The sequence below is a fragment of the uncultured Pseudoflavonifractor sp. genome, from assembly GCF_944387805.1.
GTDB lineage: Bacteria > Bacillota > Clostridia > Oscillospirales > Oscillospiraceae > Pseudoflavonifractor.
In genome coordinates this window covers 20,663-46,140 of sequence record NZ_CALXGI010000007.1, presented here as the reverse complement: position 1 = coordinate 46,140, position 25,478 = coordinate 20,663, and the positions used below count along the sequence as shown (strand labels likewise).

Annotated in this window: 18 protein-coding genes; 9 read left to right on the top strand and 9 right to left on the bottom strand. The window is 62.2% G+C overall.

Annotated features, from left to right (window positions below):
• The first annotated feature begins 52 nt into the window (after positions 1-52).
• From Q0K06_RS03425 to pflA, 4 genes are all read left to right on the top strand, one after another.
• Positions 53-1,129 carry a glycosyltransferase family 2 protein gene (locus Q0K06_RS03425; RefSeq protein ID WP_294548618.1) on the top strand — a complete coding sequence of 359 codons (1,077 nt, stop codon included), beginning with the start codon at positions 53-55 and terminating at the stop codon, positions 1,127-1,129.
• 187 nt (positions 1,130-1,316) lie between these two features.
• The gene (pflB, locus tag Q0K06_RS03420) at positions 1,317-3,401 is read left to right on the top strand and encodes a formate C-acetyltransferase (protein ID WP_294548693.1); all 2,085 of its coding nucleotides are present in this window, start codon (positions 1,317-1,319) and stop codon (positions 3,399-3,401) included.
• Positions 3,402-3,442: 41 nt separating this feature from the next.
• A complete protein-coding gene (gene grcA3 / locus Q0K06_RS03415; protein WP_294548616.1) occupies positions 3,443-3,685 on the top strand; it encodes an autonomous glycyl radical cofactor GrcA3 in 243 nt (80 codons plus the stop codon).
• Positions 3,672-4,430 carry a pyruvate formate-lyase-activating protein gene (gene pflA, locus Q0K06_RS03410; RefSeq protein ID WP_294548614.1) on the top strand — a complete coding sequence of 253 codons (759 nt, stop codon included), beginning with the start codon at positions 3,672-3,674 and terminating at the stop codon, positions 4,428-4,430. The genes grcA3 and pflA overlap by 14 nt, the downstream gene beginning before the upstream one ends.
• A gap of 68 nt (positions 4,431-4,498) precedes the next feature.
• On the opposite strand, the gene Q0K06_RS03405 is transcribed toward pflA, so the two are convergent.
• From Q0K06_RS03405 to Q0K06_RS03380, 6 genes are all read right to left on the bottom strand, one after another.
• Positions 4,499-6,916, bottom strand: coding sequence for a glycoside hydrolase family 2 TIM barrel-domain containing protein (locus Q0K06_RS03405; protein ID WP_294548612.1), 2,418 nt, complete (start codon positions 6,914-6,916; stop codon positions 4,499-4,501).
• Between the two features lie 464 nt (positions 6,917-7,380).
• Complete coding sequence (locus tag Q0K06_RS03400) at positions 7,381-8,712, bottom strand: ATP-binding protein (RefSeq protein ID WP_294548609.1); 1,332 nt, start codon at positions 8,710-8,712, stop codon at positions 7,381-7,383.
• Complete coding sequence (locus Q0K06_RS03395) at positions 8,709-9,419, bottom strand: LytTR family DNA-binding domain-containing protein (RefSeq protein WP_294548608.1); 711 nt, start codon at positions 9,417-9,419, stop codon at positions 8,709-8,711. The genes Q0K06_RS03400 and Q0K06_RS03395 overlap by 4 nt, the downstream gene beginning before the upstream one ends.
• Before the next feature lie 214 nt (positions 9,420-9,633).
• A complete protein-coding gene (locus Q0K06_RS03390) occupies positions 9,634-12,420 on the bottom strand; it encodes an FAD-dependent oxidoreductase (protein WP_294548605.1) in 2,787 nt (928 codons plus the stop codon).
• Between the two features lie 92 nt (positions 12,421-12,512).
• Positions 12,513-12,740, bottom strand: coding sequence for a helix-turn-helix transcriptional regulator (locus Q0K06_RS03385; RefSeq protein WP_006574750.1), 228 nt, complete (start codon positions 12,738-12,740; stop codon positions 12,513-12,515).
• Between the two features lie 226 nt (positions 12,741-12,966).
• Positions 12,967-14,667 (bottom strand): M3 family oligoendopeptidase, encoded by a 1,701-nt coding sequence (locus Q0K06_RS03380; RefSeq protein ID WP_294548603.1) that lies wholly within the window; start codon positions 14,665-14,667, stop codon positions 12,967-12,969.
• Positions 14,668-14,923: 256 nt separating this feature from the next.
• On the opposite strand from Q0K06_RS03380, the gene Q0K06_RS03375 reads away from it, so the two are divergent.
• The 5 genes from Q0K06_RS03375 to Q0K06_RS03355 all read left to right on the top strand — a co-directional run bounded on the left by Q0K06_RS03375 (position 14,924) and on the right by Q0K06_RS03355 (position 20,751).
• Positions 14,924-16,597: a [Fe-Fe] hydrogenase large subunit C-terminal domain-containing protein gene (locus Q0K06_RS03375; protein ID WP_294548601.1), complete on the top strand. Its 1,674-nt coding sequence runs from the start codon at positions 14,924-14,926 to the stop codon at positions 16,595-16,597.
• A complete protein-coding gene (locus Q0K06_RS03370; RefSeq protein ID WP_294548599.1) occupies positions 16,590-17,765 on the top strand; it encodes a SpoIIE family protein phosphatase in 1,176 nt (391 codons plus the stop codon). Before Q0K06_RS03375 ends, Q0K06_RS03370 begins: the two co-directional genes overlap by 8 nt.
• A 177-nt stretch (positions 17,766-17,942) precedes the next feature.
• Positions 17,943-18,587 carry a corrinoid protein gene (locus Q0K06_RS03365; RefSeq protein WP_294548597.1) on the top strand — a complete coding sequence of 215 codons (645 nt, stop codon included), beginning with the start codon at positions 17,943-17,945 and terminating at the stop codon, positions 18,585-18,587.
• 169 nt (positions 18,588-18,756) lie between these two features.
• The gene (locus tag Q0K06_RS03360) at positions 18,757-19,470 is read left to right on the top strand and encodes a LytTR family DNA-binding domain-containing protein (RefSeq protein WP_294548595.1); all 714 of its coding nucleotides are present in this window, start codon (positions 18,757-18,759) and stop codon (positions 19,468-19,470) included.
• Positions 19,471-20,751, top strand: coding sequence for an ATP-binding protein (locus Q0K06_RS03355; RefSeq protein WP_294548593.1), 1,281 nt, complete (start codon positions 19,471-19,473; stop codon positions 20,749-20,751).
• A 68-nt stretch (positions 20,752-20,819) separates the two neighbouring features.
• Here Q0K06_RS03355 and Q0K06_RS03350 read toward each other — a convergent pair whose 3' ends face one another.
• The 3 genes from Q0K06_RS03350 to Q0K06_RS03340 are packed head-to-tail and all read right to left on the bottom strand — an operon-like array spanning position 20,820 to position 25,387.
• The gene (locus tag Q0K06_RS03350; protein WP_294548592.1) at positions 20,820-22,037 is read right to left on the bottom strand and encodes a hypothetical protein; all 1,218 of its coding nucleotides are present in this window, start codon (positions 22,035-22,037) and stop codon (positions 20,820-20,822) included.
• Between the two features lies 1 nt (position 22,038).
• The gene (locus Q0K06_RS03345) at positions 22,039-22,434 is read right to left on the bottom strand and encodes a hypothetical protein (protein WP_294548590.1); all 396 of its coding nucleotides are present in this window, start codon (positions 22,432-22,434) and stop codon (positions 22,039-22,041) included.
• 4 nt (positions 22,435-22,438) lie between these two features.
• Complete coding sequence (locus Q0K06_RS03340) at positions 22,439-25,387, bottom strand: glycoside hydrolase family 3 protein (protein ID WP_294548588.1); 2,949 nt, start codon at positions 25,385-25,387, stop codon at positions 22,439-22,441.
• Positions 25,388-25,478 lie beyond the last annotated feature (91 nt).

The following is a 25,478-nucleotide window of genomic DNA, read 5'->3' as shown; positions in this document are numbered from 1 at the left end:
GAGAACAGCCGCATAGGATAGAGCGAGTTTGGAAAACTGGGAGGGGACGGCTTTGTGTACCATCAGCCTGTGTATGATTGTGAAGAACGAGGAGGCCGTACTGGGCCGGTGCCTGGAGAGCGCGGCGGATCTGGTAGACGAGATTGTGATTGTGGACACCGGCAGCACCGACGGGACAAAGGAGATTGCCCGGCAGTTTACGAATAAACTCTTCGATTTTCCATGGGCGGACGACTTCGCCGCCGCCCGAAACTTCTCCTTTGACCAGGCCAGCGGCGGCTACTGCATGTGGCTGGACGCGGACGACGTGATAGCGGAGGACGACCGTGCAAAGTTCCGGGTCATGCGGGAACAGCTTTTGCCGGAGGCCGACGTGGTGATGATGCCCTACCACGCCGCCTTTGACGCCCTGGGGCTGCCCGCCTTTACCTATTACCGGGAGCGGGTGGTGCGCAACGAAGCCCGTTTCCGCTGGACGGGAGCGGTCCACGAGGCCATCACCCCCGCCGGGGAAATCCGCTGGTCTGACGCGGCGGTGTCCCACAAAAAGGCGGGCGCAGGGGACCCGGACCGCAACCTGCGTATCTACGAGGCCCAGCTGTCCGCAGGCAAGGCCCTGGACCCACGGAGTCAGTTCTACTACGCCCGGGAGCTGTGGTATCACAGCCGCTTTGAGGAGGCGGCGGCGGTGCTCACCGCCCTTCTGGACAGCGGAAAGGGGTGGCTGGAGAATCAAATTGAGGCCTGCCGCCTGCTGTCCCAGTGCATGACCGCCCTGGGACGGAATGGGGACGCACTCTCTTCCCTGCTCCGCAGCCTGACCCTGGACACCCCAAGGGCCGAGGTGTGCTGCGACATCGGCGGCTGGTTTCTGGCCCGGGAGCAGTGGCGGCAGGCCGCCTTCTGGTATGAGCTGGCCCTCACCCGAAAGCGGGACGACACCTCCGGCGCCTTCATCTCCCCCGACTGCTACGGGTACCTCCCCGCTATCCGGCTGTGCGCCTGCTGGTACTACCTGGGAGACGTGGAGCAGTCAAAGGCCTTCAATGAGCTGGCAGCCTCCTTCCGTCCGGAGGACCCCTTTGTCCGCCAAAACCGGACGTTTTTCTCTTCCTTGTCTTTGTCTTGACGTTCCTTGACAACCTGACGGTAAAAATAGTATACTTTTTCGGTCGAATGTCTATTTTTGTGTTTTACGCTGCTCTTGACGAATTCATACTGAAATAGTATAATTAGCTCAAGCTAACCATTGCGGTATTGCAATCCGCCCGGCAGCCAAATCTGTACCAAAGGAGACTTCTATGGAAGAAATGCGCATCGTACCGGAGTGGGACTCCTTCACCCCCGGCGTGTGGCAGAAGGAGATTAACGTCCGGGACTTTATTCAAAAGAACTACACCCCCTATGAGGGCGACGAGTCCTTCCTGGCCGGTCCCACAGAGGACACCAAGGCCCTGTGGGACCAGGTCATGGACCTGTCCCGCCAGGAGCGGGAGAAAGGCGGCGTGCTGGACATGGACACCAGCATCGTCTCCACCATCACCTCCCACGGGCCCGGCTACCTGGACAAGAGCAGAGAGAAAATCGTGGGCTTCCAGACTGACAAGCCTTTCAAGCGGGCCCTCCAGCCCTACGGCGGCATCCGCATGGCGGTGAAGGCCTGCGAGGAGAACGGCTACCATGTGGACCCCCAGATTGTGGAGTTTTTTACCAAACACCGCAAGACCCACAACGAGGGCGTGTTCGACGCCTACACCCCCGAGATGCGGGCCTGCCGCTCCAGCCACATCATCACCGGCCTGCCCGACGCCTACGGCCGGGGCCGCATCATCGGCGACTACCGCCGGGTGGCCCTCTACGGCGTGGACCGGCTCATTGAGGACAAGCAGCACCAGAAGGACACCACCCGCATCATCATGTATTCCGGCGTCACCCGGGAGCGTGAGGAGCTCAGCGAGCAGATCAAGGCCCTCAAGGAGCTCAAGGAGCTGGGCAGGATCTACGGCTTTGACATCTCCCGGCCCGCCGCCAACGTCCAGGAGGCCATCCAGTGGCTCTACTTCGGCTACCTGGCCGCCATCAAGGAGCAGAACGGCGCGGCCATGAGCCTGGGCCGCACCTCCACTTTCCTGGACATCTACGCCCAGCGGGACCTGGCCGCCGGCACCTTCACCGAGGAGCAGATCCAGGAGTTTGTGGACCACTTCATCATGAAGCTGCGGCTGGTCAAGTTCGCCCGCACCCCCGAGTACAACGCCCTCTTCTCCGGCGACCCCACCTGGGTCACCGAGTCCATCGGCGGCATGGGCATTGACGGCCGGAGCATGGTCACCAAGATGTCCTACCGCTACCTCCACACCCTGGAGAACCTGGGCACCGCCCCCGAGCCCAACCTGACGGTGCTCTGGTCCACCCGGCTGCCCATGAATTTCAAGCGCTTCTGCGCCAAGACCTCCATCCTCTCCTCCTCCATCCAGTACGAGAACGACGACCTGATGCGGGTCACCCACGGCGACGACTACGCCATCGCCTGCTGCGTGTCCAGCATGCGGGTGGGCAAGGAGATGCAGTTCTTCGGCGCCCGGGCCAACCTGGCCAAGTGCCTGCTGTACGCCATCAACGGCGGCGTGGACGAGATCTCCAAGAAGCAGGTGGGTCCCCGTTACCGCCCCATCACCAGCGAGTACCTGGACTACGACGAGGTGGTGGAGCGTTTCCAGGACATGATGAAGTGGCTGGCCAGTGTGTACGTCAACACCCTGAACATCATCCACTATATGCACGATAAATACTGCTACGAGCGTATCCAGATGGCCCTCCACGACCGGAACGTAAAGCGGTGGTTTGCCACCGGCATCGCCGGCCTGTCCGTGGTGGCCGACTCCCTGTCTGCCATCAAGTACGCCAAGGTGCGCACCATCCGGGATGAGAACGGCATCGTGGTGGACTACGAGGTGGAGGGGGACTTCCCCAAGTACGGCAACGACGACGACCGTGTGGACTCCATCGCCTACAACGTGGTCCAGGGCTTTATGGACTATGTCCGGGGCAACCACACCTACCGGGGCGGCATCCCCACCACCTCCATCCTGACCATCACCTCCAATGTGGTCTACGGCAAGAATACCGGCTCCACTCCCGACGGCCGGAAGGCGGGCGAGGCCTTCGCCCCCGGCGCCAACCCCATGCACCGCCGGGACACCCACGGGGCCGTGTCCTCCCTCAGCTCGGTGTCCAAGCTGCCCTTCAAGGACGCACAGGACGGCATCTCCAACACCTTCTCCATCATCCCCGGCGCCCTGGGCAAGGACGACCAGATCTTCTTTGACGATGCCATCACCTTTGAGATGGACCCGGACTGCGCCTGCTGCGAGCCCAACCTGAGCGACGAAGAGGACTGACCCTGTTTTTCACATCCCATCCCCGAAAGGAGCAACGTTTCATGAACGTCACCGATTCCCAGATTGACAACCTGGTCTCCCTGCTGGACGGCTACGCCGAAAAGGGCGGCCACCACCTGAACGTCAATGTGTTCACCAAGGAGACCCTGCTGGACGCCCAGGCCCACCCGGAAAAGTACCCCCAGCTCACCGTTCGGGTGTCCGGCTACGCGGTCAACTTCCACAAGCTGACCAGGGAGCAGCAGGACGAGGTCATCGCCCGCACCTTCCATGAGCGCATGTGACACCGGCCGCATCCACTCGGTGGAGAGCTTCGGCACGGTGGACGGCCCGGGCGTCCGCTTCGTGATGTTCTTCCAGGGCTGCCCCATGCGCTGCCTCTACTGCCACAACCCGGACACCTGGAGCACCGGGGGCGGCACGGAGATGACAGTGGATGAGCTGCTGACCGCCTATGAGCGGAACAGGGGCTTCTACCGTCAGGGGGGCATCACCGCCACCGGCGGTGAGCCCCTGCTCCAGCTGCCCTTTCTCACGGCCCTGTTCACTGCGGCCAGGGAGCGGGACATCCATACCTGTCTGGACACCTCGGGCATCGTTTACCGGCCCGGCCGGCAGGGGGAATTTGACGCTCTCTTCTCCGTCACCGACCTGGTGCTGCTGGATGTGAAGCACGCCAGCCCGGAGGGCCACCGTCGCCTTACCGGACAGGAGCAGTCCCCGGTGCTCTCCTTCGCTCAGGCTCTGGATCGGGCCAGGGTGCCCATGGTAATACGCCACGTGGTGGTGCCCGGCCTCACCGACACGCCGGAGGAACTGAAGGCCCTGGGCAGGCTTATCGCCCCTTTCCGGAACCTGAGGGGACTGGAGGTGCTGCCTTACCACACTATGGGGGCGGCCAAGTATGAGGCCTTGGGCATCCCCTACCCCCTCGCCGGCGTGCCTGCTATGGACAAGGACAAGGCCCGGGCCGCCCGGGACGTTATTCTGACCGAACTCCGGCAGGCCAGAAACGAAATGCGGAAATAAACAGCAACAGCCCGGCTTCCCAATGGGAAGCCGGGCTTTCTGTTTTGTATGCAGGTTCGATACCCTGTTCAGTCTCTGCCGGCAGAAGCTGCCTTCACCTGGAAGGTCAGCTCCACCGGCTGGGTCTGGGGGGCGGTGATGCGCAGGGTGGCGGCGCCCGTCTGGCCGGTGGTCCTGACATAGGTGCCGCACATGCCGCCGTCGGAGCAGATGGTGTCGGGGCCGATAAGCTCCAGAGGACCGCTCACCTCCAAGCGGACAGGCAGCTGAGCGTAGGGGGCGGTGGAGCCGTTCTCATCCACGATGTGTATCCGGACGGCAGCGACATCGTAAGTGTCCCCCTCGGTGAGGTCGGTGGAGCTGGCGTTAACAGACAGGCTCAGTCTGGCGTTGGAGGACTTGGAAATCTCGGCCACCACCTTGCCGTCCTTTACCGCCTGGAAACGGTACACCGGCGCTGAGGTCCCCCAGTTCTCAATGTACTTGGCGTACAGGCGGGAGAAGGTGCCCGGCCCGGCCAGGTAGCGCACTGCCCGCAGGCCGGTCTTGAGGATATACTTCACCGGAATCTTCACGCCGTACCGCTGGATCGCCAGCAGGGAGTCCTTGATGGCCTCAGCCTTGCGGTGGCTCCACCCCTCCCCCTTCTCAATGGCGTCGCCAATGGTGTCGTTGAAGGGGATGGGCGGGTGCTTCAGGTTCTTCCACCGCTTACTGGTGGGGCGGTACTCTCCCAGCTGGCGGTCGTCCCGCCAGACCCGGACAAAGTCGGCGTTGGTGAAGATATAGTTGTCGCCAATACTGCCGGCAGGATAGTCGCCGATATCCATCTCAGAACCCACTGCCAGCACCGGCGCGCCGTCCCCGGCGGAGGCGTATACCGCCGCGGCCAGCTTGTGGTTGCGGAACATGTCCAGTACGCCGTGGTAGCAGATGCGGTCGCCGGATCCGAAGTCGCCGTGGGTGTAGTAGTCGGCCATGCACCAGGCAAAGCCGCCGGCCACCTCGTCCCGGCCGCAGATGGCGTCCAGCACTGTGGCGTGGCGAAGGGCGTGATCCAGCCGGTTGGCGGCGGTGTCAAAGGTCTTGGTGGGGTACATGTGGCCGTTATATTCGCTGATAAGATACCCCTTCTCCTTGCCCGGGGAGATGAGCCACTTGGGCAGCAGTCCGGCGTTGTTTCCGGCGTGGGAGAAGTCGTTGAAGGAGTACACATCTTCCAGCAGGCTGCTCTTCCAGATGTACCGCACGCCGCTGGTCTGACGGGAGGGGTCCAGCTCATGGGCGATAGCGTTGGTGCGTGCATAGAAGGGGTCGTCGTCCTGAGACTCGTTGATGCGCACGCCCCACAGGATGATGGAGGGATGGTTGCGGTACTGGAGCACCATGTCCCGGGTATTGTCACAGGCCACATCCTTCCAGTGCTCGCCGCCGATGTGCTGCCAGCCGGGGATCTCGGTGAACACCAGCAGGCCCAGCTCGTCGCAGGCGTCCAGGAAGTGGTGGGACTGGGGGTAGTGGCTGGTGCGGACTGCGTTGCACTGGAGCTCATACTTGAGAATTTCCGCGTCGTGGCGCTGGACCGAGGCGGGCATGGCGTAGCCCACGTAGGGGTAACTCTGGTGCCGGTTCAGGCCCCGGATTTTCAGCTTTTTCCCGTTGAGGAAGAAACCGTTTTTCTCAAACCGGGCGGTGCGGAAGCCAAAGCGGACCCGTTTTACGTCCAGAACCGTCCCCGCGGCATCCTTCAAAGCGGCCTCCAGGGTGTAGAGTGCGGGGCTGTCGGGGGACCAGGACTGTGCGCCGGGCACCGGGCAGGCAAAATCGGTGATTGTCTCCGCCGCCCTGGCTGCGCCGGTAAAGACGGTATGGCCCGCGCTGTCCAGGATGGTCAGGCCCACTGTATCTGCCAGGCCGCTGTCCTCCACCGTCAGATCCACCAGCGCCTTGTCCAGCTCAGGGGTGCGGACAAACACATCGGACAGGAAGGCGGGCTCCTTCACTTCCAGGTACGCCTCCCGGTACAGGCCGCCGAAGGTCATGTAGTCAATGACGTGGCCGAAGGGGGGCTGGTCCAGGCTCTCCCGGGTGTCCAGCCGTACTGTTACCGTGTTCTCCTTCCCGTACTCCACCAGCCCGGTCAGCTCCACGGTGAAGGCGGTATAGCCGCAGGCGTGGCTGGCCGCCTCCCTGCCGTTGACAAACACGGTGGCCTGGTGGGCCGCACCCTCAAAGGTGAGGAACAGCCGCTTGCCCTTCCACGCCTCCGGCACGTCAAAGCTGCGGCGGTAACCGCACACCATCTGGTAATCGTGCTCGTCGGCATAGTGGAAGGGCAGCATTTTGCATGTGTGGGGCAGCCGTACCACGGCGCACTCCCCTGCTCCGTTGAGAAATGCCTCGTCAAAATTCTCGGTAAACGCCCAGTCATTGTTCCACGGAATACGCTTTGTCAAATCTATCTTCCCCTTTACCTGGTTCTTCACGGCCCGGCCCTCCGCCGGCACCGCTTTTTCAGATATAAGAGTAGCACAAATTTTTGCGCTTGAAATACCGTGCCCGTGAACAGTCGTTTTTCTCCCGTAAGCCGCCGCCCTGATGCACTAAATAGCCAAAAGGTACGGCAGTGTTTTTATATAATCTGCCACTCTCCGCCTGTACAGAAAAAACAGGCCGCCGTCAGTGCGCCGCAGAGTATGCGTTTCGCGTTTCTCTTCATAAAGCCCTCCTTATCTCTATCACTTGTTTTTCCTTCCCGGCAGTTGCTGCCTTCTCCTCCTTTCCCAATTTTTATTGGCCCAAGTATATCTCAAATATCTGTATTTTAAACTTTTTTTGCGCAAACGGTCATTTTCAGGCCGCATTTAACATGTAATATTGACTTAATAGATGAAAATCAGCCCGGACTTTTTAGGCGTTCCGCCAAGTCCGGGCTGACATACTGTTTTAATTATTCATTTAATGGGAGCAGCACGCGCAGTTCAAACCACTCGCCCTTGGCGGCAACCGTGGCGGAGCCTCCGTATTTTTTTGCCGTCTGGCGGATGCTCTTCAGGCCGTAACCGTGATTCCGGCTGTCTGCCTTAGTGGTAACCGGCAGATCGCCTTCAAACTTCAGGTCCCCCACGTAGGTGTTCTCCAGCCGGATATGGACAAAGCCCTTCTGCCGGGCCACCGACAGGTGAATCAGCCGCTTCTCCAGGTCCTGCACCTTTTCCACGCTCTCGATGGCGTTATCCAGGGCATTGCCAAAGAGAGTGCACAGGTCCATCTCGTCCATAAAATTCACCAGTGTGCCGTCCACCACGCAGGTCATACTGATATCGTGCTGCTGGCAGTAGAGGCTCTTGCTGGTGAGCACAGTATCCAGCACCTGGTTGCCCGTCTTGTTCTGGGCCTCGTAGGCCTTGATCTCCTCCTCCATCTGGTCCAGATAGGCGTTTTTCTTCTCCGTATCCGCCTCAGACCGGAGAACCGCGATTTGGTGCTTCAGGTCGTGGTACTTCCGGTTGATGATCTCAATGCTCTCCTGGCTCTGCTGGTACTGGGTGTACTGGGCATGGAGCACATTTTGCAGGGCGTCCACCTCCCGCCGGGCGTGGAGTTCGGAGAGCTGGACATGGTAGGCATAGAGAATCGCAATCCCCCCCAGATCCACCAGGGTGCGGATATTGAAAATCTCATAGACGCCCTGGCCGGAGAAGGGGGTGTTCTCCGTCACATAGCTCAGGTTGCTCAGGCCGTAAATGGCCGCCCCGATGGCAATGGAGGACCACAGCTCTCCTGTGGTCAGCTGGGCGTCCTGGAGCGCCACATCGCTGTTTCTCCGCCGCGTGTCCAGCAGATAGACCAGCCCGAACACCGCAAGATAGGTGCCGATCAAAAACACCCAGCGCATCAGATAGTCCGCTGCCTGCCTATTTCCCGCAAAAGACCAGTAGTAGCTGTACAGCTGCCACTCCAGTGAGGCGGCAAACTCCGCAACGACAAAGGCACGGACACAGCAGTAAGCCGCATTTTTCAGCGGAATCCGGCAGCACAGCGCCAAAAGGCCGAACATCATCAGCGCGGAGACGCCGATGCAGGGCAGGAACCAGCCCACGGGCAGTCCGCCTGTCAGCTCCAGAAACGCGCACATCAGCACCAGCGCGCCCCCTGCGGCCGCCCACAGCTTAGGACCCCGGAAGCGTTTGGGCAGCTGGACCACACAGACCATGCAGGCAAGCCACTCGGCCAAGGCGGTGTGAATCCGCGGGATATTGCCCAGCAGCTCCCCGTTCATTTGCTCACCTCGCCCAGGTAATTGTTCAGGGCGTCCAGAAAGGCCTTTTTCTTCGCCCGGCTCACCTGCACCGTCTCCCCGTGGACAATGGCGTTGTCCTCCCGGATGGCATCCACATGCTCCAGATTCACCAGATATCCCTTATTACAGCGGAAAAAGGAGCACCCCTCCAGGGCCTTCTCCGCCTCCCGCATGGTGCCGGTGGTGGTGATGCACCCCTCGTCGGTATGGTAGATAAGGTCGTGATCCCGCACCTCCACAAACCACAGCCGGGATACGTCCAGCTTTCTGGTGCCCCCCCGCATGTTGACCATCAGGTACTTCTGCGCCCGGTTGCCCAGCCGCTCCAGAGCCCGGTCAATCCGCTGCGAGAAGGCGAAATAGGTCAGAGGCTTGAGCACATAGTCCAGAGCATCCACCGCGTAGCCCTTAATGGCGTACTGGGGGGAGTTGGTGATAAAGATGATGATCACCTCCGGGTCCACCTTCCGAATCTCCTCGGCGGCGGTCATGCCGTCCATGAAGCGCATCTCAATATCCATGAGAATCACGTCGTACTCGCTCTTGTAGCCCAGGGCAATCTCGTCTCCGTCGGAAAAGACGGTGATCTGAAGCCGCTCCCCCCGCTCCCGCTCGTAACGGGCAAGGAACGACTGGAGAGTCGCCACGTAGCTCTCCTCATCCTCCACCAGGGCAATCCGTATCATAGCTGCCGCCTCCCCCATCGGTATTTGTTTCTTGCATCATAATGCAGCCGCTTTATGGAATCGCGCGGCTGCCGCCGCGCAAATAGACTGATTCGCGGTTTATCCCTCAGCCATTATCATACCATTTCCCTGTCCGCTGCGCAACAATTGCCGCCCGGTCAGAGCAGGGGCCGGAGGCATAAAGCCCCCGGCCCCCATTTTCCCTCTTTTCTGTTTAAGCGAAGAACTTGGACATGGGCCGCTTCTCCTCCACGGCCTTGATCATATCCGCCATTTTGGACAGGTCGCCCACCAGAATCACGCCGCACAGGCGGCCGCCGGTGAAGTAATACCGCTCCAGATGCCCCTGAACGTCATCCCGAATCTCTACGGTCTGATAGGCTACGCCGGGGGCCTTGCCCGGGTCGCCCAGGGAGAAGAGCTCAGTGTCCATGCCGTGGAAGGCCAGGATGGGAGAGATGGGCTTGTAAGCGGCCAGGTCGCCGGTAGCACAGGCGCCGGCCACCTTGCCCTGCTCCTGGGCCTCGGGCCAGAGGGCGAAGTTGACCCCCTGGAACTGGGCGCAGTCGCCGCAGGCGTATACGCCGGGCAGATTGGTCTCCATAGTCTCGCTGACCACAATGGCCCGGTCGGTCTCCACACCGGCAGCCTTGGCCACGGCGGTGTTGGCCCGGACGCCGCAGGACACCACCACCAGGTCGGCGGGGATGACCTCGCCGGTGCCCAGCTTCACGCCGGTCACCCTGCCGTCGCCCTCGATGGCGGCAATCTGTACGCCGGTCTCCACCCGGACGCCCACCTTGCCGCACTGCCTGAGCAGCAGCTGCGCCGCCGCGTCGTCCAGCTGACGGCCCATGAGCTGGGGCGCCAGCTCCAACACGGTCACCTCACACTTGGCCTTGCGCAGCTCCCAGGCTGCCTCCAGCCCCAGCACGCCGCCGCCAATGACCACGGCCTGCCTGAGGGCGCCGCCCATGGCCTGGATTTTCTCCACGTCGCCGATGCGGCGGATGGCCACCACGCCCTCCTTGTCATGGCCGGGGATGGGCGGGATAAAGCACTCACTGCCCAGAGCGAAGATGAGCTTGGTATAGGGCAGGGCGTTTCCGCCGTCCAGGGTGACGGTTTTGCGCTCCGTGTCCACGGAGATAACCTGGCGGCCCAGAATCTGCACGATATTGTTGGCCTCGTACCAGCCGGCGGGATGGAGGGCCATCTGCTCCTCAGTGAGGCCGGAGAGCATGGCCTTGGTGAGCATGGGACGCTGGTAGGCGGGGCCCTCGTTGGAGATGAGGAGGATGCGGCCTGTCTTGTCCCGCTCCCGGATGGCCTCCGCCGCGCTGACGCCGGCGCAGCCGTTGCCCAGGATGACATAGCTGTTCTGTGTATCGTTGCGGAAGGTGATCGTCTCCTCCTCCACCTCCACAAACTTGTCCCGGCCCACGCCGCACACCGGGCAGGTGTCCAGCGAGGCGTCGAAAATCTCGCCGCACACCAGGCACTTCACCAGCTTGCGGCCGCTCCTGGGGGCGGAAGCCTTCTGCTCATCCAGCTTGACGTAGTACTCCGGCCCCACGCCGCACACCGGGCAGCGCTCCTTGGAGCCGTCGAACACGGCGCCGCAGATTTTGCAGCGCACCTTCTCCCCGGCCTTGGGGGCGGCGGGGGCGGCCTCCTGGTCCAGGGGCACGAAGAACTCGGGGCCCACCTTGCACACGGGGCACACGTCCATACCCTCGTCGAACACAGCGCCGCACACCTTGCACTTTACCTTCCGGGCGGGTGCCCGCTTGACCGGCTTCTGGTTCTCCAGCAGAGTCCGGCCGAAATTCTGGCCGAACTCCCTGGCCTGCTCCAGCTGGCCCTCGCTGGGCTTAAAGCGGACCCGGAAGGGCTCCACCGTCTTCATCTTCAGCTGCTTGAGCCGCTCCATGATGTGGGGCACGCCCTCGCCGCTCCAGCCGTAGCTGCCGAAGGCGCTGGCCAGCTTGCCGCCGTGGGTGGTGGCGAACATGCCGGTGGTCAGATCCCAGATGGGCTTGAGGGCCTCGCCCACAATGGTGGGGGTGCCCAGCAGGAAGCCGTCGGCGTACTGAAGCTCCTCAGCCACCTTGGCGGCGTCGGCCTCCACCATGTCATAGGTGCGCACGTCGATGTCCCCGCTCTCCTTGATGCCCTGGGCGATGGCCTGGGCCAGCTTGGCGGTATAGCCGTAGGCGCTGACATAGGGGATGATGACCGTGGTCCTGGGGTTGGGGTTGATGACGGTGGACCACTCCTCGTAGGTGTCCAGCATCCAGGGGATATTGCAGTCCAGCACCGGGCCGTGACCGGGGCAGATCATGTCCAGGTCCAGCTGGCGCACCCGCTTGAGGGCGGAGAGCATAAAGCGCTTGTAGGGCCCGATGATGCAGTCAAAATAGTACTTGGTGGCCCGGAGATAGCCCTCCTGGTCGGTGACCTTGCTGGCCACCACCTCGTCCATGGCGTAGTGGGAGCCGAAGGAGTCGCAGGTCACCAGGGTCTTGTCCTCCCGGATGTAGGTGTACATGGTGTCGGGCCAGTGGAGGTTGGGAGCCACGATGAACTCCAGGGTCTTGCCGTCCAGCTCCAGGGTCTGACCGTCCTTGACGGCGATGGAGTAGAAGTCCTTGTTGACAATCTCCTTCAGGAATCCAAGGGCGCAGCCGGTGGCCACAATCTTCAGCCGGGGATTCAGGTCCAGCAGCCGCTCAATGCTGCCCGAGTGGTCGGGCTCGGTGTGGCTGACCACCAGGTAGTCCACCTCTTCGATGGGGGTGATCTCCCCTACCTTCTTCAGCCAGTCCTCGCAGCACTTGGCCTTGGCGGTCTCAAAGAGCACGGTGTGCTTGCCGGTCTTGAGGACATAGGAGTTGTAGGTGGTGCCGAACTCGGTGTACATGATGATGTCGAACACACGCAGGTTGTGGTCAATGGCGCCGGTGAAATAGAATCCCTTTTTCAGCTCAAACGCTTCCATGTTTCATCGTCCTTTCTCTTGCTCCGTTGGGGGGCGGTAACTTCTCTGTTTTCTCAGTGCTTGCGCACAGAATGCTCTCATTGCTTTGGATATTACATCCGGAAGGCAAACAGCTTCTCCGGCGGCACCTCCAGGGCGTCGCAGATGGCAAAGACCACGTCCAGGGACACGGCACAGTCGGCGGTCTCAATCCGGCTCATGTGGGTGCGGCTGACGTTGATCCGCTCGGCCAGACGACTCTGGGAGAGCCCCCGCTCCTTCCGGTAATACGCGATGTTCAGTCCCAGATATTTGTATTTCTGACTCTGCTCCTTCCGCATGCTATCACCCTGTATAGTATACTTTTCCGATATGATTTAAGCCACAACTTAAAAGTATAATTTTATAACTTAACAAGTTGCAAAATTAGTGTATGACAGAACGGTCAAAACTGCAAGCTCTTTTTACAGCAGGCAGGCCGGTTTTGTTATGGCCCCTTCTCCCCCGGGATATACAGAACGCCCGCCGCGGTTTTCGCGGCGGGCGCTCATGGGCTTCAGACAGAGTTCAGGCCAGGGCGGTGGGGTCCACCTGCTCCAGCCACCGGAGGGCGGCGGCGGAGACGGTGCGCAGGGCGTCGTCCCCAAAGGGGGTGTCCAGCCCGGCGGAGGCCACCAGCTCGGTAAAGGTGCGGGTGCCCGCCAGCTTCACCAGGCCCAGGTACCGCTGCCAGGCGCCGGAACGGTCGGTCTGCATCAGGTTCCAGAACTCCAGGGCCACCGTCTGGGCCAGGCAGTAGTCAATATAGTAGAAGGGCCGCTCGTAAATGTGGCTCTGGCGCTGCCAGCCCCTGGCGTCGCCGTAGAAGGGGATCTCCCCCAGCTTCATCCAGGGCATATAAGTGCTCAGCAGCTCCTTCCACGCCTCGTGGCGCTGGGCAGGGGTCATGTCCGGGTTCTCGTACACAATGTGCTGGAAGTGGTCCACCATGGTGCCGTAGGGGATGAAGGTAATGGCGTCGGCCAGGTGCTTGTAGCGGAACTTGTCCGCCTGGGGCCCGAAGAACTTCTCCGACCAGGGCCAGGCAAAGAACTCCATGGACATGGAGTGGATCTCGCAGGACTCATAGGTGGGGCTGTGGTTCTCCATGGGCACCATGTCCCGGGCCACATAGGCGGCAAAAGCGTGGCCCGCCTCGTGGGTCATGACCTCCACGTCCCCCTGAGTGCCGTTGAAGTTGGCGAAGATGAAGGGGCAGTGGTAATCCGGGATATCGGTGCAGTAGCCGCCGCCGGCCTTGCCGGTGCGGGAGAGCACGTCCATCAGCTCCCCGTCCATCATAAAGTCGATGAACTCCGCCGTCTCAGGGGACAGATCGTGATAGAAGCCCACGCCCTGGGCCAGGATATCGTCGGGGCCGCCCTGGGGCACTGCGTTGCCCGTGCGGTAGAAGAGGGCGGCGTCGGCAAAATTCAGGGGATACTCCTTGCCCAGCCGCTTGGCCTGAGCCTTCACCACCTGCTCCGCCGCAGGCACCAGGTACTTCACCACGGCGGCGCGGAACTTCTCCACGTCCTCCTTGGTATAGCTGTTGCGGCTCATGCGGTAGTATCCCAGCTCCACGTAGTTGTCGTAGCCCATCTCCCGGGCCTGGCGGGTGCGGACCTGGACCAGCTCGTCATAGAGGGCGTCCAGCTCCTTGCCGTGCTCCAGATAGAAGTTGCCCTCCGCCTCCCAGGCGGCCCGGCGGCGGCCGTCGTCCGGGTCCTGCTTGAAGGGGGTCAGCTGGGACAGGGTGTACACGCCTCCCTCAAAGGGGATCTGGGCGGAGGCGATGAGCTTGGCATAGTCCAGCGTCAGGGCGTTTTCCCGCTGCATCTGGGGCACGATGGAGGGGATGAAGGTCTTGAGCTCCATCTCCATGTTTTTCAGGAACAGCCCGCCGTACTCCGCCTCAAAGTCCGGCCGGAAGGGAGAGGCCAGCAGAGCCTTCTGGAACGCCTGCTGCACCTCCTGCAGGAGGGGCAGGTGCTCGGCCATGAAGCGGGCCTCCTCGTCGTAGAAGGCGTCACGGGTATCAATGGTGTGTCGGACATAGGACAGGGTATCCGCAGTATAGAGGTGACTCTGCAGCTCCTGCATCTTCAGGAAGGCAGTCTTGGCCTCCTCATAGGACTTCGCCCCTTTCAGCGCTTCTGTACAGGCGCTGATGGTGGCCTTGGCGGCCTCCAGGTCAGGCCGGGTATAGGTCATATCGGAAAATTTCATTTTCTCTTGCTCCTTTCCACGGCGCCCTCCCCGCACTGGACAGCAGAGGGCCCAAACTCCATATTAGGGCACAACCGCCCCTTTGGCAAGGATTATTTTTCCGTCTGCCGCACAAAAAATGCGCGCCCAGCCGGACGGGAACACGGAGCGCACCGGAATCCCCGGCGGGTCTGCTCGGGCGGCGCGGCGGGACAGATTGACAGCCGCCCTCTCCCCCGATATACTTAAAAATATAAAAAATGACGGAGGCGCGCTTATGGACGACTACATCAGGCTGAAAAAGTCCAACTGCAAGAACTGCTACAAGTGCATCCGCAACTGTCCGGTCAAGTCCATCCGGTTTTCCGACCACCAGGCCAACATTGTGCCCGATGAGTGCATCCTCTGCGGCCGGTGCTTTGTGGCCTGTCCCCAGAACGCCAAGGAGGTGCGGGACGACCTGCCCGCCGCCCGGGCCCTGCTCGCCGGCAGCGCGCCGGTGTACGCCAGCGTGGCCCCATCCTTTGTAGCGGCCTGGGAGGGCGTGACCATCTCCTCCATGGAGACAGCGCTCAAGCAGCTGGGTTTTGCCGGGGCCGAGGAGACCGCCCTGGGGGCCACCATGGTCAAGACCGAGTACGAGCGCCTCGCCGCCGCCGGAGAGCAGCAGGTCATCATCTCCACCTGCTGCCACACGGTAAATCTGCTGGTGCAGAAGTACTTTCCCGAGGCACTGCCCGCCCTGGCCAAGGTAGTGTCCCCCATGCAGGCCCACTGCCGGGACCTGAAGCGGCGGCACCCCGGGTGCCGCACCGTGTTCATCGGCCCCTGCATCTCCAAAAAGGACGAGGCCGAGGCCTACCCCGGCATTGTGGACTGCGTGCTCACCTTTGAGGAGCTGTCCGCCTGGCTGGAGCAGGCGGGAGTGACCCTTGAGGCGGGAACCGACGGCAACCAGGAGAGCCGGGCCCGGCTCTTCCCCACCACCGGCGGCATTCTGCGCACCATGGCAGAGCGGAACCCGGACTACGCCTACCTGGCGGTGGACGGCATCGACAACTGCATCACCGCCCTGCGGGACATCGCCGAGGGCCGGATGGGCAAGTGCTTCATCGAGATGTCCGCCTGCCCCGGCAGCTGCATCGGCGGCCCGGCCATGGGCAGAAACCGGCGGGCGGCGGTGCGGGACTTTGTCACGGTGGACCGGTACGCCGGCCCCGCTGATTTTCCCTTTGAGCCTCTGCCGCCGGAGAAGATGAACAAACGCTTCCCCCTGCTGCTCACCGGCCAGGTCAAGCCGGGCAGCGCCGCCATTGAGGAGGTACTGCGGCAGATGGGCAAGACCCGCCCCTCCGACGAGCTCAACTGCGGCACCTGCGGGTACGACACCTGCCGGGAAAAGGCGGCCGCCGTGCTGGCGGGCAAGGCCGACATCACCATGTGCCTGCCCTACCTAAAGGAGCGGGCCGAATCCTTCTCCGACCACATCATCCAGAACACCCCCAACGCCATTGTGGTCTTTGACGGCGCTCTGGTCATCCAGCAGGTCAACGACGCGGCCTGCCGCCTGCTGGGGGCCGGGCCGGAGGAGCTGAAGGGCGCCCAGCCCGGCGGCCTGCTGGCGCCGGAGGTCTACACAGAGACCCTCCAAATAGGCCGTCCCTGCCATCAGAAATGCCTCTACCTCAAGGACTACGACAAATACGTGGAGCAGATGGTCACTTATGACGAGGACTACCGCATCCTCATCTGCATCATGCGGGACATCACCTCCGAGCAGCGGGAGCGGGAGCACCGGGAGGCGGTGAACGCCATCACACTGGAGGTGGCGGACAAGGTCATCGCCAAGCAGATGCGCACCGTCCAGGAGATTGCCTCCCTGCTGGGCGAGACGGCGGCAGAGACCAAGGTGGCCCTTACCAAGCTGAAGGAGAGCCTGGGCCATGAGTGAACTGATTCCCGATGTGGGCTATGTGAGCCTGAACAAATTCGGCGAGCAGCTGTGCGGCGACCACGTGGAGATTGTGGACGGCGGGGACGGCAGCCTGGTGGCGGTACTGGCCGACGGGCTGGGCTCGGGAGTAAAGGCCAGCATTCTCTCCACCCTGACGGCCAAAATCATCTCCACTATGATGGCCAACGGTCTGTTCCTGGCCGACTGCGTGGATACCATCGCCGCCACCCTGCCTGTGTGCTCGGAGCGGCAGGTGGCCTACTCCACTTTTACCATCCTGCGCTTTGAAGGCGGCAGGACAGCCCAGATTATCCAGTACGACAACCCCCACGTCATCCTTCTCCGGGACGGCCGCCCTTACGCCTATCCCCAGGACATGGTGGAGATTGGCGGCAAGAAGATCTGCCAGGCCAGCCTGGCGCTTCAAGAGAACGATACCTTTGTGGCCTTCAGCGACGGGGCCCTCCACGCCAGCGTGGGGCCGGTGCTGGACCTGACATGGGATCGGTGGGCCATCGGCCAGTTCCTTGAGACCATGTACGACCCCCGCGCCACCGCCAAGACCGTGTCCTCCCTTCTGACCGGGGAATGCAGGCGGCTCTACGGCGGGCGGCCCGGGGACGACACCACGGTGTGCACCGTCCGGCTCCGGCGGCGGCAGACCGTCAATTTGATGCTGGGCCCCTCCAGGGACCCGGACGATGAGGAGACCATGCTCACCGCCTTTTTCGCCCAGCCGGGCAAGCACATTGTCTCCGGAGGCACCACCTCCGCCCTGGCGGCCCGGCACCTGGGCCGGGAGCTGGACACCACCCTGCCCGTCTACGTGGACCCGGAAATCCCGCCCACCGCAAAACTGGAGGGGGTGGATCTGGTCACCGAGGGGGTGATCACCCTGGGCAGGGTGGTGGAGTACGCCGCAGACTGCCTGGGGGACAACGCCCGGTACGCTGAGTGGGGCTATAAAAAGGACGGCGCCTCCCTGGCCGCCCGGATGCTCTTTGAGGAGGCCACCGACATCAATCTGTATATCGGCCGGGCGGTCAACCCGGCTCACCAGTCCGCCGGTATGCCCATCGGATTTGACCGGAAGATGCAGATTGCCGACCAGCTGTCCGACTGCCTGCGGCGAATGGGCAAGCAGGTCGCCGTATACAAGTTCTGAGTTCCCCATCCAGCCTGGTTTTCTGTGGAAAAACTGGACTCTTATGTCCTCCTGTCAACAGGCAGGTATAAATACAAATATTTTTCCCAAAAAGCAAACAATTTTCATATAAGATTTTCCGTTATTTTTATATTATAAGTACAAAGAGACAGCGATTATAAATACGGGGGGATTATTATGTCACAGTCCGAACTGATTAAGCAAATCAGCGATTCCATGCAGATCGGCAAGGCCAAGCTTGTGAAGCAGTATGTCACCCAGGCCCTGGAGGAGGGCATTCCTGCGCTTACCATTCTGAATGAGGCCCTTCTGGAGGGCATGGGCATGGTAGGCGAGAAGTTCAAGAACAACGAGATTTTTGTCCCTGAGGTTCTGGTTGCCGCCCGCGCCATGAACGCCGGCATTGACCTCATCAAGCCCCAGCTGGCCGCCACCGGTATGGAGAGCAAGGGCACCGCTGTCATCGGCACCGTCAAGGGCGATCTGCACGACATCGGCAAGAATCTGGTCCGCATGATGATGGAGGGCAAGGGCATTGAGATGATCGACCTGGGCGTGGACGTCTCCCCCGAGCAGTTCTATGAGGCTGCCGTGGAGCACAACGCCCAGCTGGTATGCTGCTCCACCCTGCTGACCACTACTATGGCCGAGATGAGCAACGTGGTGCAGTACTTTACCCAGAAGGGCAAGCGGGACCAGGTGAAGATCATGGTGGGCGGCGCCCCTGTCACACAGTCCTTCTGCGAGTCCATCGGCGCAGACTGCTATACCCCCGATGCCGCCACTGCCGCCGAGGCCGCTGTGGGTCTTCTGGCCCAGTAACTTCTTTCAGTACATATTATAGCCGCGGACGTCCAAATGGACGTCCGCGGCTTTTCCCTTGTCTGGGTACCATTTACATAAGAGGCTTCCTCTGCTACAATATCAAGGAAACGGAACGCCTCTGCACCGGAGGGCGTATGTTCCGCTGACATCTGAGAGGAGGATACCTGTGTTTCGCGTTGCCATTGCAGAGGATGATCAGGACTGTGCCCAACAGCTGCAGGAATACCTGGCCCGGTACGGCCGGGAAAACGGGGAGGAACTGGAAGTCCAGTGGTTTCCCGACGGCATGGAGCTGGTGGAGGAGTACCGTCCCATCTATGATCTGCTGCTTCTGGACATTGAGATGCCCCATCTGGACGGCATGACCGCCGCCCAGAAAATCCGCCAGACGGACAGCGAGGTGCTAATCCTCTTCATCACCAATATGGCCAAATACGCCATCAGCGGCTACGAGGTGGAGGCCCTGGGCTTCATGCTCAAGCCGGTGAACTACTTCTCCCTGTCCGTCAAGCTGAAAAAAGCCTTCTCCTACCTTCACAGCCGGGCTCAGAAGAGCCTGATGATCCCCACCAGGGAGGGCATGCAGAAGATCTCCGCGGCGGACATCCGCTACGCAGAGGTAGCGGACCACCGGCTCCAGATTCACACCGCCGAAGGGGTATATACCATGCGGGGCACCCTCCAGGAGCTGGAGGAAGAGCTGGATGGGCAGCACTTTGCCCGGTGCAACAAGGGCTATCTGGTCAATCTGCGCCACATCCAGCTCATCAAAAATGACCGTGTGGTCATGGCCGGAGGCGACGAGCTGCTCATGAGCCGCCGGAAAAAGGAGGAATTTCTTCTGGCGGTGACCGAATACTACGGAAAGGGGGGCCGGTAGATGGAATTTCTCGACCTGCTGGACAATTTTCTCAAGCAGACCGTTCAGACCCGGGATCTGCTGCTGGCCTGCGGTCTCTTCGCCATCCCCCTGGCCAAGCGGCCCCACCTGTGGCTCAAGCTGACCCTGGGCATTCCTGCCTCCCTGGCCCTCTCCTACTTCATCCCCCACGGCACCTTCAGCTATCTGCTGGAGCTGCTGGTGGTCATCGGCCTGGTGTGGCTGTGCTGCGACCTGCCGGTGACCGATGTCGTCTACTGCGGCGTGTGCGGGTACGCCTGCCAGCACATCGCCTACGCCGTCTACTCCATCATCCGGGTTCTGCTCCCCGGCGCATCCTGGGAAAAACCGCCCGGCCTGTCCCTGGCCTATTTTCTCATCTATCCCCCCATTTTTGTTCTGCTCTACTTCCTCTTCGGACGGAGCCTGGCCAGCGGCGGCCGGTATGATGTGGACGTCCACCAGACTCTCTTCTCCTCCATCGGCACGTTGGCCGTGGTCTGGCTCCTCAGCACGTTGGCCCAGACCCTGGCGGCGGGCAACCCGGGCATCAGCATTGTATGCCACCTGTACGGTATCTTCTGCTGCACGTCCATGTTCTGGTGCCAGGTCAACCAGCGCAACCGCTCCCGGCTGGAGCGGGAGCTGGTGGTCCAGCAGCAGCTCTCCCGCCAGCAGCAGGAGCAGTACGCGCTCACCCGGGAGACCATCGACATCATCAACCGCAAGTGCCACGACCTGAAGCACCAGGTGGCCGCCCTGCGGAACATCTCCTCGGCGGAGCAGCGGGAGGCCCACTTGTCCGAGATTGAGCGCTCCATCCAGATTTACGACTCCACGCTGGAGACAGGCAGCCGTGTGCTGGACACGGTCCTCACCGAAAAAAGCCTGTACTGCGGCGCCCACCAGATCACCATGACCTGCATGGCCGACGGGCGGCGGCTGTCCTTCCTGGACGACGTGGACATATACACCATCTTCGGCAACGCCATTGACAACGCCATTGAGAGCGTCAGCGGCCTGACCGCCCCGGAGAAACGGGCCATTGCCGTGTCGGTGTGGAGCAAGAGCGGCCTGCTGCTCATCCAGTTTGAGAATTACTTCGAGGGTACGCTCCGCTTTGAGAACGGCCTGCCCCTCACCACCAAGGCGGACAAGAGCAGCCACGGCTTCGGCATCCGCAGCATCGGCTACACCGTAAGGAAGTACGGCGGCCACCTGACCATCAGCGCCGAGGACCATCTGTTCCTGCTGAGTATCTCCATCCCTCTTCCCCAGTAAGCAAAAAGGCGGCCCGCCGCAGACCAAACCTGCGGCGGGCCACCTTTTCGTCCCCATCCGGGGGAAAATCAATAATCCGGGTCCAGAGAGGTGCGCAGGGTGGCGTGGTTGAAGCTCAGGTCGGCGGTGCCGTCCCCGTTGTCGGTCCAGATGCCCTCGATGTGAGAGGGGCCCTGGGGGGGCATCTCGCTGTACTGGTCAAAGCGGAAGGTGCCGTCGGTGTAGAGCTCCAGGGTGCCGTCCTGAATGGCAAAGGGCCGGTTGTCGCTGGTCATGCTGTATGTGTAGGCGGAGCCGGCGCTGGCGGCCACCGGCACGGCGGTGAAGTTGAAGCTGATGGAGCTGTTGCCGCAGTCGAACACGCCGCCGTTGGCTAGGTCGAAGTTGCTCACATACATGGGGTAGCTGAAGGAGTTGCGGGCGATGCCGTCGGTGTAGTAGTAGTCGGCCGAGATGACATTGTGGCCGCCGAAGGTGACGCCCTGGGCCACCTGGGTGGTGTCCGAGTCGGGGTTGGTCACATAGGCGTTAGTGCTGTGGTTCACCGCGGTGATGTCATAGGTGGCGTCCCGGGTGAGGGCGTCGGAAGTGGCGTTGTAGTGGTCGGCGGAGAGGTCCTCGATGGTGACCACCACGGTGTCGCCGGGGTCGGCGGTGTTGGTGAAGGTCACCTCCACCGAGTCGGGGTAAGCCTGGTACATGTAGGTGTCGATGTTGGACAGTTGCACGTCCACGGTCCCGTCAAAGGTGTTCCACAGGTAGTCGATAACCGGGGCGTCCTGGGCGCCGGAGAAGGAGTAGGTGGCCGTGGCGGCGGTGGACATGGCGTGGGCGGAGTCGTTCAGGTTCGGGAAGGCGAACACCTTCACCAGGTACTCCCCGTAGCCGTACTGGACCAGGTCGTCGATGCTGCCGGAGTAGGTCTCGCCGCCGGTGCCGGTGGCGTCGATGGAGTTGCTGGAGAAGAGGAAGGGGTCGCTGTCGCTGGTGGCGTCGGGGGCGCAGAAGTAGACCAGGTAGTAGTCCGCGTCGGCCACGCCGGTGAAGGAGTAGTTCCCGTCCGCATCCAGGGTGAAGCTGCCGGGGGCGTCCAGGGCGGCGACCGCGCCTTCTCCGCCGCCGGACACGCCGCCGCCGGAGGAGCCGCCGAACCAGTCGTCCATGACGGCGCCCACCTCGGCGTAGTAGGTGTTGATATTGTCCAGGGCCGTGGTGGCGCAGGCGGTGCACAGCAGGGCCAGGGCGCACATCAGGCCCAGCAGGAGCAGAACTTTACGGGCTTTCATTTCACGCCGCCTCCTTTCTGGTGAAGCAGGAGGCGATGCCCAGGATGGCCGCGGCGAAGCACAGCAGGATGATGGCCACCACGGGCACCAGGGAGCCTCTGGCTCCGTACATGGTGATGTTGTTGAGCCGGTCGGCCCACACGGGGTAGCTGTTCAGGAAGAACAGCCCCACGCCGTAGGAGACCAGAAGGACCTGGACCAGGTTGAGAAACTCCACAGCCTTGTGGTTTACCAGGCCGTAGGCGGCGGCACAGACCACGCCCAGCGCGAGGGCGAGGATGACCACCGAGTCGAGGTAGCTGTAAATCGCGCCATAGATGACAAAGACGATCAGGGTGATCAGGGTGATCGCCGCGGCGGCCAGGCTGAGCTTGGCGCTGATGCTTTTTCCCTTCATGGGCTTATTTCACCTCCGCAGTGGATTTGGATTTTTTGTAGGTAAAGACGACGCTGGTGACGGTGCACGCCACAAAGGCCACGCCCAGCACCGCCGTGCCGATGAGGAGGGCCTTCTGCCAGGCGGGCACGATGGTGAGAATGGTGCTGCCGCTGGTCAGGCCGTTGACCGCCCAGCTGCGGCTGATGACGTAGAGGTCGTTCTTGGCGGCCTGGCGCAGGTAGGCGATGATGGAGGTGTCGCCGCCGTCGATGAGGGACTGAATGGCGTTGCCGTAGGCGCCGGCATCCAGGCAGTAGTAGTCCTGCCCGGTGACCAGGAACTCGGCAAAGTGGTTTTTATAGGCGTAGGAGGAGTAGCCGTCGGAGGTGATGTGGCCCTTAAAGCCCCACTCGCCCCGGAGCACCCCCTGGATGAGGGCGGGGTTGGCGTTGTTGGGCACGCAGCCGATGCGGTTGAAGGCGGTCATGACGCTCAAAGCGCCGCCCTCGCAGAAGCACCCCTCAAAGGCCCGCAGGTAGTTCTCGCGGAGGGCCTGCTCATTGGTGAAGGTGGCCACGCCGTCCCGGGCGTAGTCCTGGTCGTTCAGGGCGAAGTGCTTGACGCAGAAGGTGGTGCCCACGGCCTGCATGGCCGCGGCCTCGTGGGTGCCCACGATGTAGCCGAAGTTGCCGTCCTCGGACCAGTACTGATGGTTGCGCCCGCCGAAGGGGGTGCGGTGCAGGTCGCCGCCGCCGTACCAGAGCTCGGTGGCGCCGCAGAACAGGGCCTCGATGCCCAGCAGGCGGCCCCGCTGGTCAAAGCGCTCGGTGTTCCAGGTGCGGGAGGTGGTCACCTCGGACACCCAGGTGATGCAGCCGCTGTTGTTGCACACCAGGTTGCCGATGCCGGTGTTGTCGTCGGTACGGTTGGCGCCGGGCATGCCCACGCTGCTGATGGCGTCGTAGCCGTCGTTGTCGGAAATCAGGCTGAGCATCTCCTCCAGGCTGAGCTGGTCCAGGAAGGCGTTCCAGGTCTCCTCGTCGTCATAGTCAGTGTAGTAGAGGTCGGCGAAGGTGAGGCCGTTGTCGGCGCCGAAGGTGAACTCCTCGCCGGTGTCATACTCCTCGGCGTTGTACCAGTCGGGGATGGTGTCGGCCAGCATCTCCTCGGTCATGGCCACCTCGATGGCCTCGGCGGGGTAGGTGCCCTCCCAGTCGGAGCGGGAGAGATAGGTGAAGTCGTAGCCGTAGTAGTTGATGTCGGCGTTGTCGAAGAGGTTGGTGACCTCCACGCCGGTGACGCGGGAGAGGTCATAGCTGGTGGTGTCCAGCTCGGCCTGGTTCCAGGTGTAGGTCTTGGCGGCGTCACCGTCGTAGTCCATGCCGTCGGCGGTGGTGTAGCCCTTGGCGGCCAGGATGTTGTTCAGCGCGTCGTGGGCGCTGGTGCCGATGGCCAGGTAGTAGTCCCCGGCGGAGAGGATGTACCCGGCGGCGCCGTAGGTGTCATAGCTGGCCAGGAAGTAGCGGTCCACCTCCACGGTGACGGTCTCGCTGGCTCCGGGCTCCAGGGTGCCGGTCTTGCCCATGCCCACGAACTGGACGGCGGCCTTCTCCACGTTGTTCTGCCTCTCGTAGTTGCCGTAGGGGGTCTGGGCGTAGACCTCCACCACGTCCATGCCGGCGGTGTCGCCGGTGTTGGTCACGGTGACCTCTACCAGGTAGGAGTCGGTGTTGGGGTCGTACTCCACGCTGTCCAGGGTCTGCTCAAAGGTGGTGTAGCTCAGGCCATAGCCGAAGGGGTAGACCACCTCGTCGGTGTAGTTCCACGCGCTGCCGGTGGAGGAGCCCACAGCGCTGGAGGCATTGCCGGAACCCAGGACGGTGTCCTCATAGCGGGTCTCATAGTACTTGTAGCCCACATAGATGCCCTCGGCGTAGAGGATCCAGTTACTTTCCGAGGTGCCGTCGGCGCCCCAGTCGGGGTTGTTGGCGGCCACCCAGTCCAGGTTGGACCACTGCTGGGTGTTGTTGCCCGCGTAGGTGACGGCGGGGGCGGAGAGGGAGTTGGCGGCGTAGGTGTCCACCAGGCGGCCGGAGGGGTTGGCCGCGCCGGTGAGGACGTTGACCACGCCGGTGTAGCCCACCGCGCCGGGCCGGCCGATGAGGAGGCAGGCGTCCACGCCGTAGTCATCCAGCCAGTCCAGCTCCATGGCCTGTTCGGAGTTGATGAGCACGATGATGGCGCCGAACACGCCGGACTCCTTCTGGCTCTGGAGGTAGGCCATCAGGTCCTGCTCGTTGTCGGACAGGCCCAGATAGTGGTTTCCGTCGTCGTTGTAGAGGGATGCGTCGTTGCTCTCGCTGCCCGCCCGGGAGAGGACCACGATGGCGGCGTCATTGCAGCTGCTCTGCCAGGAGCTCTCCTGAGCCCGCACGTCGGCGATGCTGCCCTCGGCCACCGAGCTGATGCTGGTGGTGCCCAGGCTGGCGTAGGCGGTCTCGCCCAGGGTGGCGTTCACGTTCTCCGCGCCCAGGGCGTCCTGGAGGGCGGAGGTCAGGGTGGAGGCGGTGATGGACTCAAAGGGCGTGCTGGAGGAGACGCCGATGGAGTGGAACACCCCGTTGCCGAAGATGGTCACGCCCGCCCCCTCGGCCAGGGGCAGGGCGCCGTTCTCATTGCGCAGAAGCACGGTGCCCTCCTCGGCCTGCCGGATGTTCTCGGTGGCCACGTCCATCTCCAGCATCAGGGCCGCCTGGTTGTTGCTGGGGTCGGTGCCGTACTCGTTGTCGTAGACCACCGCGTCGGCCGCCGCGGCGTCATCGCTGTGGATAATCTGGGTGGTGGAGATGCCCAGGGCCTGGTTGATGACCCCCGCATAGTGGAAGGTCAGCGTGGTTGCGGCGGTGCACAGGAAAAACAGAAATGCCATGATTCCGGCCGCGCCGCGCAAAATTGCCGCTTTTCTTTTCATATACGTCCTCCTCTGCTTTTTTCTCGTTCTGTCAGGCTCCCGTTCCCTTTTTCCCTCCTCCTCCAAAATATCACAGGGCCGGCCGCCCTGT